Origin of the sequence: Desulfovibrio sp. (assembly GCF_047607245.1) — a bacterium.
Classification (GTDB): Bacteria; Desulfobacterota; Desulfovibrionia; order Desulfovibrionales; family Desulfovibrionaceae; genus Desulfovibrio.
This window is the reverse complement of the sequence record NZ_JASGDK010000155.1, coordinates 1-10532: the sequence shown is the minus strand read 5'-3', so window position 1 is coordinate 10532 and position 10532 is coordinate 1. Positions and strand designations below refer to the sequence as shown.

The window sequence follows — 10532 nt, the reverse complement described above, 5'->3', positions numbered from 1 at the left end:
CTTACACGCATCAACCGCTGGCGGCCCCTGGAATATACTGAAGTGCGTGACGGCGACGCCGCCCTGCCCCCGGATCAGCGCAACGCCCTTGAAGGACGGCGCATTATTGAAGCTCTGGCCCCACAGGATGTGGCCCTTGTGCTGGACGAACGCGGGCAGCGCCTTACCTCGCCTGACCTGGCCGCCTTGCTGCAACAGCTGGATCAGGACGCGCGCGGCCGGGCCTGCTTTATCATCGGAGGGGCATGGGGGCTGGACGATTGTGTACGCCAGAAGGCTTTCAAAATGATCCGCCTTTCAGACATGACCCTGCCGCATGAACTGGCCCGCGTTGTGCTGCTGGAGCAGATCTACCGTGCTGAATGTATACTGCGCAAGGTTCCCTATCATCATTGATGTAATAATGAGGAACGGCGGCTCCCCTGCCCGCAAGCGGCTTCAACCATACATAATAAATTTCAGCCCATTGCGCGTAATTTTTCTACAGTACTTCGTAAATTCTGGCGAACACATTATCATACACCAGCTTGAAGTATGGTGAAAAACGCGGATTCTGCGGTTCGCCCATAAGCAGTTGCACCATCAAAGAATTATACAGCCCTTCGTCCATAGCCAATTTTTCGTCAGTCACACGGTTGAAGAAAAAGTTGATATTGCGCCGCTTTGACAAAAATTCCTGCTGCTGTTGCGGCGTGGCGTTGGGGTGCGCGTCGAACCACTCCTGAATATAGTTGCGCCGGGTGACTCCGGTTTCTTCAAACACGTTAATGGATGACGCATAGATAGCGCTGGTGCTGCCCTCAAGGCGCACTTCGCCCGTGTCCAGCCGATAGGCGAGCTCCTGCGGCACAATGGAAAGCGCCCCGCCCTCACCCGTGTTTGTAACAAAATTCCAGTTGCCGAAATTGCTTATCCAAAAGCCGAGACGCAGCATTTCATAGCTCACCACCAGATAAAGCTTGCCCTTGGCCTCAATAAGCGGTGTTTCGTCAGAGCGGAGCTTATCCATAAGAGCCTGGGCCGAATTTCCGTCCAGTCCGTCAAAGACGTTGCCTGGCTCGTTGCCGCGTAAAGCCGTATAGCGGATAAGCTGACGCGCAAAGCGGGCATTATCCGTGGCAAACACGGCGGCTGGCAAATACAGTGATGGCCCGGCGTGCTGCGCGCCGTCAGCAATGGTAGCACGGTGCGAAAAATAGTGGGCGGCATAGCCCCAGTCCCACCACAGCCAGAGCATGGAATCCTGAGGCGTCATGGTTCGCGCCCGCGTGAGAGCCTCGGCATGGCGACGGTTGATCATGGGCCCCTGCGACATGGCAGGAATCATTTCCACAAAGGGAACCACCATCAGCGCTGTAAGCACCGCGGAAGTAAGCAATCCGGCAACCGCTCCGCGCAAACTGGTGCGCAACAGGCGTTGCAATATCCAGTACAGGGGCAAAGCCAGCCCCACTGCAACTACAGGCGCACCAAACATGACCATGCGCCCGCCGAGCTTGGTGCTTAAAATTCCAAGCGCCGCCAGCGGCAGCAGAAAGAGCGCTCCCGGCCGCCGCACTATCACCACAAAAAAGCCCACAAGGCCCAGAATAGAGGCCTCCATCCAGGGATGGAAATATGGGAACAGGGCTGCGAAGCTCAAATCCTGCACTTCGATGATGGACTGATTCACCGAGGGGTACATGAGCACCGCCCCCTCGCCCGTGCTTTTAACGTCGCCAGCATGCTTCAGGTAAGCATTGACGTGGTTCATAAGCGTGGTGAGAATTTCGCCGCGGACCAAAAGGCCAGCCACGCCAACCCACAGCAGGGCCAGAACCCACGGACGGCACAGAAAGCGCCGGGCTTTCAGCCCCGGCCTGGTGCCTGCCAGCAACAGTAACAAGCTGAAAACCAGCCCTATGGGCCCGGTCAGGGTTGGCAGGGCATAGGCGAGGCTGCCCAAAAGCAACAACGCGCGCCGACCGCGCGGAGCCATAATAAGGCTCATGAAAGCCAGCAAAAGCACGTTGTAGCGAATAAGATAGGGAAAAACCGAATGCCATTCCTGCGTCCACCACGAAATGACGCCGGAGCAGCCCAAAAGCACCACCCACTGCCAGCGCAGGGGATTGCCCAGATGTTCGGCCTGCCGCAGCCGCCCGGCCAGCGCGGCATCGGGCACACCACGGCTGAACAGCCGCCGGGCCGTCATAATGCCCGAGCCAATGGCAAGACGGCGCAAAACCATCTGCGGCAACAGCATGTAACGCATGGCCCAGCTGGCAGGGGCCAGAGTCATAAGCAGCGGGAAAAACAGGGTAACAAGGTCTGTGTCATAGTAGCCGAGTAGCGTGCGGGCCAGAAAGCCCGGCGCCAGCGACGTGAGCAGCCCGGCGGCCACGCCCGCTTCCATACTGCCCAAGGCCCATACCCAGGCGAACACAATAAGGGCCACAAGACTTGCCAGCACCGCCGGAAACCAAAAAGCCACCGCGGCGGGATACGTGCCCAGCGCATCAGCCATCCAGCGAAGCATTTCCGCCATCGGGTGCCCCACCGCCAGACCAACGCCCTCGGCTCCGGCTACCCAGTGGTAGGCATCATGCGTGGCCAGAAGCCACTGGCTGCCCAGACGAAATTCAGGGTTTTGCCAACTGGGCCACTCAAGCATGCGCAGGGCAAAAGCCAGCACAAGCGTCACCACGCCCCAAAAAAATCCCCGCAGCCAGTACCCGGCCACATCCGGCCCGGGCGGGAACCCCAGATGCGTCGCACGCGGCAGCGCCCACGCATGACCCAAGCCTTGGGCGTGCGAATGACGGGCACCCTCCGCACTGCCAGCGCCGCTCAGGGCATGAGGAGTGACATGAGGGGTCAGGCTTTCAGATTCTTGGTCCATACCAGTAAAGGAACTGTTCTCCAGGCTTTCAGCTGGAACAGTTGTTGAATGGGCATGGTCAGGGGCAGTGCTCTGCTGGGGCATGCTATGCTCCGTCTTCGTGGTGTCCGGTGCTGAATTTCTTGAGATCGTTTTCGGGCATATCAGGCGTGAGCGCCCAGAACCAACGTGCATTGCCCGCAACAACATAGCTGTGCTGCCCGGCCAAACGCCAGGGCGCAGGCAGTTTTTCCGGCGCGGGTTCCAGAGCCAGAATCACAAGAAGTCCCTCACGGCGCAAACGGGGCAGGGTCAGATCCAGCAACTGCCGCCAGGGCATGAAGGCCCGGCTTACTATGCAGTCTGCAGGATAGTATTGGCCGTGAAAAAAATGTTCCACCGGGCCACGAAAAACATGTGTGGAAGGCAAACTGGTTTGCGAAAGCACGCTGGAAAGAAAAAGTGCCCGCTTTTCACGCACTTCAACCATATAATACGCGCCCTTGCGCCACAACATGCGCAAGGGTATTCCCGGCAGGCCGGCGCCAGCGCCAAGATCCCAGGTCAGCGGCGCATCGGGCATGGGCAGACTTTCCAAAAAAGACGCAAGATGAAAACTGTCAGCCACGAGGCGGCTGAGTATATCCTGCCAGGAGTGCGGGCCCACAAGATTCATAGCCTTGTTCCACTGGCAGAGCATTTCAAGATATATCCCCAGAGGCTCCATAGCTTCCTGCGGCACGTCCGCACCAGTGGCCGCTGCCAACCGGGCCAGTTCCTTTCTGTCCACCACTTGTCGCTGCATAATCTTGCGCTGCTCCTGTACTGTTTGCCGCCCGGCGTTTTACGATCGTGCCGGGTGCATACTCATAGCCCCGCCGACCGGGACTTGCAAGCCCCGCGCCGATAACGTAAAAAAGAGGGCTTGCGGTTACGCCGCGCCTTTTTTGACCATATGCGGGCCGCCTGCCGCGCCCTTGGAGGATACCTTTCAATGTCACAAGCCGTTCTGCTCTTTCCCGGTCAGGGATCACAGGAAGCTGGCATGGGCCGCGATCTGGCCGAAGCCTCAGCCGATGCAATGAATCTCTGGAAGCAGGCCGAGCGGGCCAGCGGCCTGCCCCTGCGCGAAATATACTGGGAAGGCGACGATGCCGCTATGAGCGACACCCGCGCGCTGCAACCGGCTCTTACAGTGGTGAATCTTAACCTCTGGAGCGCCGTAGCTGGCCGCACGAAGCCTCTGGCCGCAGCCGGACACAGTTTGGGCGAATTCAGCGCTCTGGCCGCCGCCGGGGTGCTCTCGCCCCAAAGCGTGCTGGAACTGACCAGCCTGCGCGGACGCCTTATGGCCGAAGCCGATCCCGAAGGCAAAGGGGCCATGGCCGCCCTGCTCAAGCTGGACCTTGCCCAGGTGGAAAAAATTGTGGCCGACACGGCAGCCGAATGCGGCGAACTGGTTATCGTTGCCAACTACAACACGCCGGGGCAGCTTGTTATCAGCGGAACCAAGGCAGCTGTGGCCCTGGCCTGCCAGAAAGCCAAGGAAGTAAAAGGACGCGGTATTGAGCTCAAGGTCAGCGGCGCTTTTCACAGCCCTATGATGGCTGAAGCCAGCAAAGAACTGGCCCCGCAACTCCGCAAGACTACCTGGAACAAGCCCAAATTCCCCGTCTACTGCAATGCCCACGGCAAGGCTGTTCACGAAGGCGAAAGCGCCCTTGAAAGTCTGCTGGCCCAGATGACTTCATCTGTGCAGTGGATTGATACCATGCGCAATCAGCATGATGCCGGCGCCCGCCGCTGGCTGGAACTGGGCCCCAAGGCACTGCTCGGCAAGATGGTTTCTCCCTGCCTGGCAGACCGCGCCGAAGCGGATCAGTTGACTGTGGAACTGGTCAATAACGCCGAAAGCGCCGGAAATTTTACGGGCTAGCGCTACGGCTGAAAGTCTGCCAGTTCTGCACACGCTGCGGAGACTGCGGCAGGCAATATCCGTGCAGAGTAACGCGGCCAGAACAAACACATGGCCGTTACGCCCGCAAAGGTACTAAGGGCGATCCCCGCCTGACCCTGTAAAGTTTTCAATATTGAAGTGCACCGGCCAAAGCGCCGGGCATGGCTGACGGAAAAGGACTGAACGCCCTTCTCCACCGTGGCAACCTGAATCAGAAGAACCTGTATACGTAAAGGATGCGAAAGCACTATGCGCGCCATTGAAACCCTGCGCACGGCCCTGGCGGCCATCATTGAGGAAGAAGGCCTGGCATGGCCCGTCAAAACCGTTATTGAGCCGCCCCGCGACCCTCGCCACGGAGATCTTTCGGTCAATTCAGCCATGCTGCTGGCCAAGGAAGCCAAAACCAATCCTCGTGAGCTTGCGCAAAAATTTGCCCAAAAGCTGCAAGAGCGCTGCCCTGACATAGAAAAGGCAGAGGCCGCTGGCCCCGGCTTTTGCAATGTGACGTTCAGCCAGACCTTCTGGCATGAAACCGTTACTGATATTGAAAGCGAAGGCCAGAGCTATGGCGAAAGCAAGGAGCCCGGCCGCAAGGTGCTTGTGGAATATGTTTCGGCCAACCCCACTGGCCCCCTGCATGTGGGACACGGGCGCGGTGCAGCCGTTGGCGACAGCCTGACCCGCCTGCTGCGCAAGGCCGGACATCATGTGCACACGGAATATTACATCAACGACGCGGGCCGTCAGATGCGCCTGCTGGGCCTTTCTGTATGGCTGCGGGCGCTGGAACTGGCAGGCCGCACGGTGGAATGGCCTGAAGATTACTACAAGGGCGACTATATCATTGATATTGCCAGGGAAATGCTTGAAGCCAATCCCGGTCTGCCCGACATGCCTGCCGCAGAGGGCGAAGACATGTGCTATGATAAAGCCATGAATGACATCCTCAACGGCATCAAGGACGACCTGCGCGACTTTCGCGTGGAGCACCTGCGCTGGTTTTCAGAAAAAACCCTTGTGGAAAACGGCGCAGTGGACGCTGCCTTTGCAGCCCTTGGCAAATCCGGCTATACCTACGACAAGGACAACGCCTTCTGGTTTGCCACAGAGCAGCTGGGCGACGACAAGAACCGCGTGCTCAAAAAGTCCGACGGCACATTGACCTACTTTGCCTCTGATATCGCCTATCACCACGACAAGTTCGAGCGCGGTTTTGACTGGCTTATCGACATCTGGGGCGCAGACCACCACGGCTACATCCCCCGCATGCGTGCGGCCATCGCGGCTATGGGCAAGGAACAGAGCAGCTTTGACGTGGTTCTCATCCAGCTTGTGAACCTGCTGCGCGAAGGCCAGCCTGTAAGTATGTCCACCAGAGCGGGCACCTTTGAAACCCTTTCCGACGTTATCAAGGAAGTGGGAACAGACGCGGCGCGCTTCATGTTTCTTTCGCGCAAAAGCGACAGTCCGCTGGACTTTGACCTGGAGCTTGCCAAGCAGCGCAGCATGGACAACCCGGTCTACTACGTGCAGTACGCCCATGCGCGAATCTGCGCAGTGCTGCGCCGGGCAGCCGAACGCGGGTTCGACCTTCCCGTAAAGACGGACGCCGCCCTGCTGACCCCGCTGGATACCCCCGAGGACATGGCCCTGCTGCGCAAAGCTGCCGGGTTTGAAGACATGCTGAGTTCTGCCGCGCAATCGCTGGGCGTACACCACGTGAGCCATTACCTGACGGAACTGGCCGGACTTCTGCACAGCTACTATGCCAAGCATCAGGTGTTGCTGGCCGACGACGCGCCGCGCACCCTGGCCCGCCTGGCCCTGCTGCGGTCAGTAGGACAGGTTGTACGCAACGGTCTGGACGTGCTGGGCGTCAGCGCGCCGGAAAGCATGTAGCAAAAACCAACGTATTTATAATGCCGGGCGGGGCATGGGGATTTTCCCAACTCGCCCGGCATACCGCAGAAAGAAAGTAAACAAGGATCAGGAATGCCCCCACCGTTACGCAGACCCAGACAAAAAACCGCCGCCAGCCCCGCTGCAAGCGACAAACGGCGATTCACCCTTCGGCTGTCAGCGCCTATGGCCACTCTGTTGGGAGTTGTGCTCATAGCCGCTGTAGGCTGGTCTTTTTTTATGGGCTTTATGGTCGGGCGCGGGCAAAACCCGGAGCAGCGGGTGGAACAAATGACCGGGCTGCAACTGGACAAAGAGGCGCAACAAGCCGCCCAGGGCGGCCTTGCCCTCCAGAATCCACCCAGCGCAACGCTGCCAGCAGGAACTGATCCGGCCGCTACAGCCCAAAACGGGCCGGGCGCGCAAAGCGCTGACCCCAATATGGCTGGTCCACAGGCGGCGGCTGGCACTGCGGCATCAGCCGCTCCAGCAGGCCCGGAAACTGCGGGACCAGCAGACGCATCAGCCTATCCCTTTGAGCGGCCCAACGGCAGCAGTCTGGCAGCCTGGGGCATAAAGCAGCCTCAGGCAGGCGCTCAACCTGGCGTACAAACGGGTGCGCAGGCGGGCGGACAGGCAGCCCAAAAACCGTCCGGCACCCAGGCTTCGGCGCAAGCCCAAAAACCTGCGGCCCCGCAAGCCCCCATGTTTGACTTTGTTTATCAGGTCGCGGCCTTCAAAAGCGTCGACGATGCCGACAAACTGCGCAAAAGGCTTGAAGAGCGCGGTATACGTTCGCGGCTGCAAAAAAGCGGCAAAGTACAGCTGGTCATGGTCAGCCTGCGTGGCACCGAGCTTGACGCAGCCAACCTGCGCGAAGAACTTGGACGCATGAAACTTGGCGCGCCCATGCAAAAGTCCAAAAAAGCGGTTGCTGGCAAAGGCCGCAGCACTGGCCGCTAAGGAGCCATGATGACGCAATCTCTATCCTTCACAGGCTTTTTACGCCTTATCGGCGGCCCCTGCCTGCGCGGCATTGAAGCTCTGGGCGGCACGGCCATCTTCATGTTCGATGGGCTAGCCCAGATCTTTGCCAGCAGAAAAATCTTTCCCCGCGCCATACATCAGCTCTATATCATTGGCTCCAAATCGTTTTTTCTCATCATGCTCATTGGTGTCTTTTGCGGCATGGTGCTGGGGCTGCAGGGCTACCACACCCTTGTGCAGTTCGGCTCTGTGGGCATGCTCGGCTCTGCCGTGTCCCTGACGCTCATACGCGAGCTTGGCCCAGTGCTTACGGCCATCATGCTTACAGGCCGCGCAGGGTCTTCAATGACGGCAGAAATAGGCGTAATGCGCATCACCGACCAGATCGACGCTCTGGACGTGATGGACATCAACTCAATGGGCTACCTTGTCAGCCCGCGCCTTGTGGCCTCGCTTATCGCCTTTCCGCTGCTTACGGCGGTTTTTGACGTTATCGGCATCATTGGCGGCTATCTTACAGGCGTGCTCATGCTCGGCATCAACGAAGGCGCGTATTTCTACCGCATTGCCAGTTCCGTGACTATGACGGACGTGGCCGGGGGCTTTATCAAGGCCACAGTTTTCGGCCTGCTTGTCACCACAATCTGCTGCCGTCAGGGCTACTATACCAACAAGCGGCGCGACAGCATGGGCCCCGAAGCCGTGGGCAACGCCACAACCTCGGCAGTGGTTATCTCCTGCGTGCTGATATTGGCGGCAGACTACGTTATCACGTCTTTCCTGCTGTAATATGGCTAACATCAATACCAAGGGTAACGTCACGGTTCTGGGCATAGACCCCGGTTCGCAGCGTACGGGCTGGGGCGTTGTGCGCGAGGTTTCAGGCGTGCTGCAACTGGTGGACTGCGGCGTGGTACGCACGGCATCGGCAGGAAAGGAATTTTCTGACCGCCTGGCCCGCATTTATCACGAACTTTCAGCCATACTGATCCGCCTCAAGCCGGAAGAAGCCGCCATTGAGCAGGTGTTTACCGCCAAAAACGCAGCCAGCGCCCTCAAGCTGGGGCAGGCCAGAGGTGTGGCTGTGGCAGCCTGCGCCTCCCAGGGCCTTTCCATCAGCGACTATGAACCCACACTGGTGAAAAAATCTCTGGTGGGCACGGGCCGCGCTGAAAAAGAGCAGGTATCCTTTATGGTGCAGCGGCTGCTCAACGTCAAAAACGCCGACTGGGCGCTCGACACTTCAGACGCTCTGGCCGTGGCCATCTGCCACCTCACCATGCGGCGCTTTGCCGCCCTTGCGGGCAAGTAGCCAGGTCTTCTTTTACTTGGCGCTGCCGTTCCTGAGTTCCGCCTGCAGCGACCTGATTTGCTGAAAAGTAATCCGTCGCCATAGGGCATGACCATATGGCGAATGAAAGTCTGCGCTGCCCGAAGTTCATTTGCCATTGTTGCGATGCTGGTAAAACAGCATTGTAAAATAGCTTCCCATTAGGAATATCTGCGCGACGGCATCAGCAGCAACTTCTGAACATCACAGCATAAAAAAGGGCCTTGCGGCCCTTTTTTATGCTGCGCGCAGGCGCAGTCAATCAGCATGCAGCCAGCCTATTCAACCACCACGGCTTTCTTTACGATGACATTTTCCATCGGAACGTCGTCATAATAGCCTTTTTTGCCAGTGGTGACGGCAGCAATCTTGTCCACCACTTCCTGGCCCTTGATCACCTTGCCAAAGACAGCGTAGCCCCAACCCTGGGGAGTCTGGCTCTTGAAATCCAGAAAATCGTTGTCCTTGGTGTTGATGAAGAACTGGGCGGTGGCCGAATGCGGTTCGCCAGTACGGGCCATAGCTATGGTGTATTTTTTGTTCTTGAGGCCGTTGTCCGCTTCGTTGCGGATGGCGGCGCGGGTTTCCTTCTGCTTCATATCAGGGGTGAAACCGCCGCCCTGCACCATAAAATTCTTGATAACGCGGTGAAAAACCGTGCCGTCGTAAAACCCAGATTTGACGTACTGAACAAAGTTGGCGGTGCTGATAGGTGCTTTGCGGGCGTCCAGGCGCACGATGATCTCGCCATAGTTGGTCTCAAGCTTCACAGCCGGGTCAGGGGTAGCGGCGTGAGCCGAAGAAAGCCCCAGTCCCGCGGCCATAAGAGGAGCCGCCATAAGACAGAAAGCCAGAGCAAAAGCGCGAAACATGACGCCGGAACGGAAAAATTTCATATGTAACTCCTTACGTTGCTTCGGTATGAATACCAGACTGCAGTCCGGCAATTCGTAAAGGCTATCACGGCAATCCTCGGCCATCAAGATACTGCCAAATAGCGGCGCTGTGCCCTGCCGCAACACAGTGTAACACAAATGTCACACACTGCCCCACGTGGCCCCAAGCGCTGCCCTTTCGTTTTTCTGATGTATGCGCGTTCAGGATTACTGGCAATAGCGCGGGGTGGGCACTTGCTAAACCGGGCTTGTGTCATATAGTATATGAAAGAAGACAGGATATACGGCTTGTCCGGCATACAGAAGGACAAAACCTCATGGTAGTACCATGCGGTAGTTCTGCAAAGTGTACCGGAGCCGGTCAGGCTTCAACAGTTTTTCGGAGGATCTAATGTCGAATACCCGCAGTGTCGCGCAAAACGGCGTCAATAGCGTTGCTTCCATTTACATGCGCCAGGTTTACCAGTGGATGACCGTGGGCCTTGGCGTCACCACCCTTGTGGCCTGGTTTGTCGCAAGCACGCCCGCCGTGCAGCAGGTCATTTTTGGCAATTCGCTGATCATGATCGGCCTCATCGTGGCCCAGTTCGGTCTGGTCAT

General features: G+C 58.1%; 9 protein-coding genes and 1 pseudogene. 7 read left to right on the top strand and 3 right to left on the bottom strand.

Annotated features, from left to right (window positions below):
- Nucleotides 1–396, top strand: a 396-nt coding sequence (locus QM579_RS11835; protein WP_414999345.1) for a 23S rRNA (pseudouridine(1915)-N(3))-methyltransferase RlmH, incomplete at its 5' end; no start/stop codon positions are given.
- 85 nt (nucleotides 397–481) lie between these two features.
- Here QM579_RS11835 and QM579_RS11830 read toward each other — a convergent pair.
- Nucleotides 482–2965, bottom strand: a complete 2484-nt coding sequence (locus QM579_RS11830) for an STT3 domain-containing protein (RefSeq protein WP_414999344.1) — start codon at nucleotides 2963–2965, stop codon at nucleotides 482–484.
- 1 nt (nucleotide 2966) lies between these two features.
- Complete coding sequence (locus QM579_RS11825; protein ID WP_414999343.1) at nucleotides 2967–3665, bottom strand: 16S rRNA (guanine(527)-N(7))-methyltransferase RsmG; 699 nt, start codon at nucleotides 3663–3665, stop codon at nucleotides 2967–2969.
- 189 nt (nucleotides 3666–3854) lie between these two features.
- On the opposite strand from QM579_RS11825, the gene QM579_RS11820 reads away from it, so the two are divergent.
- From QM579_RS11820 to ruvC, 5 genes are all read left to right on the top strand, one after another.
- A complete protein-coding gene (locus QM579_RS11820; protein ID WP_414999342.1) occupies nucleotides 3855–4796 on the top strand; it encodes an ACP S-malonyltransferase in 942 nt (313 codons plus the stop codon).
- A 270-nt stretch (nucleotides 4797–5066) separates the two neighbouring features.
- Nucleotides 5067–6719, top strand: a complete 1653-nt coding sequence (argS, locus tag QM579_RS11815; RefSeq protein WP_414999341.1) for an arginine--tRNA ligase — start codon at nucleotides 5067–5069, stop codon at nucleotides 6717–6719.
- Between the two features lie 93 nt (nucleotides 6720–6812).
- A complete protein-coding gene (locus QM579_RS11810) occupies nucleotides 6813–7682 on the top strand; it encodes an SPOR domain-containing protein (RefSeq protein ID WP_414999340.1) in 870 nt (289 codons plus the stop codon).
- Nucleotides 7683–7691: 9 nt separating this feature from the next.
- Nucleotides 7692–8495 carry an MlaE family ABC transporter permease gene (locus QM579_RS11805; protein ID WP_414999339.1) on the top strand — a complete coding sequence of 268 codons (804 nt, stop codon included), beginning with the start codon at nucleotides 7692–7694 and terminating at the stop codon, nucleotides 8493–8495.
- Between the two features lies 1 nt (nucleotide 8496).
- Nucleotides 8497–9018 carry a crossover junction endodeoxyribonuclease RuvC gene (gene ruvC / locus QM579_RS11800; protein WP_414999338.1) on the top strand — a complete coding sequence of 174 codons (522 nt, stop codon included), beginning with the start codon at nucleotides 8497–8499 and terminating at the stop codon, nucleotides 9016–9018.
- Nucleotides 9019–9314: 296 nt separating this feature from the next.
- On the opposite strand, the gene QM579_RS11795 is transcribed toward ruvC, so the two are convergent.
- Complete coding sequence (locus QM579_RS11795) at nucleotides 9315–9932, bottom strand: peptidylprolyl isomerase (protein ID WP_414999337.1); 618 nt, start codon at nucleotides 9930–9932, stop codon at nucleotides 9315–9317.
- A 391-nt stretch (nucleotides 9933–10323) separates the two neighbouring features.
- On the opposite strand from QM579_RS11795, the pseudogene QM579_RS11790 reads away from it, so the two are divergent.
- Nucleotides 10324–10532 (top strand): annotated as a pseudogene (locus tag QM579_RS11790) (BAX inhibitor (BI)-1/YccA family protein); the annotation flags it as partial.

Coding starts and splice junctions, on each gene's coding strand:
- QM579_RS11810 (WP_414999340.1), top strand. CDS start 6,813: ATGCCCCCACCGTTACGCAGACCCAGACAAAAAACCGCCGCCAGCCCC.
- QM579_RS11830 (WP_414999344.1), bottom strand. CDS start 2,965: ATGCCCCAGCAGAGCACTGCCCCTGACCATGCCCATTCAACAACTGTT.
- ruvC (WP_414999338.1), top strand. CDS start 8,497: ATGGCTAACATCAATACCAAGGGTAACGTCACGGTTCTGGGCATAGAC.
- QM579_RS11795 (WP_414999337.1), bottom strand. CDS start 9,932: ATGAAATTTTTCCGTTCCGGCGTCATGTTTCGCGCTTTTGCTCTGGCT.
- QM579_RS11820 (WP_414999342.1), top strand. CDS start 3,855: ATGTCACAAGCCGTTCTGCTCTTTCCCGGTCAGGGATCACAGGAAGCT.
- argS (WP_414999341.1), top strand. CDS start 5,067: ATGCGCGCCATTGAAACCCTGCGCACGGCCCTGGCGGCCATCATTGAG.
- QM579_RS11805 (WP_414999339.1), top strand. CDS start 7,692: ATGACGCAATCTCTATCCTTCACAGGCTTTTTACGCCTTATCGGCGGC.
- QM579_RS11825 (WP_414999343.1), bottom strand. CDS start 3,665: ATGCAGCGACAAGTGGTGGACAGAAAGGAACTGGCCCGGTTGGCAGCG.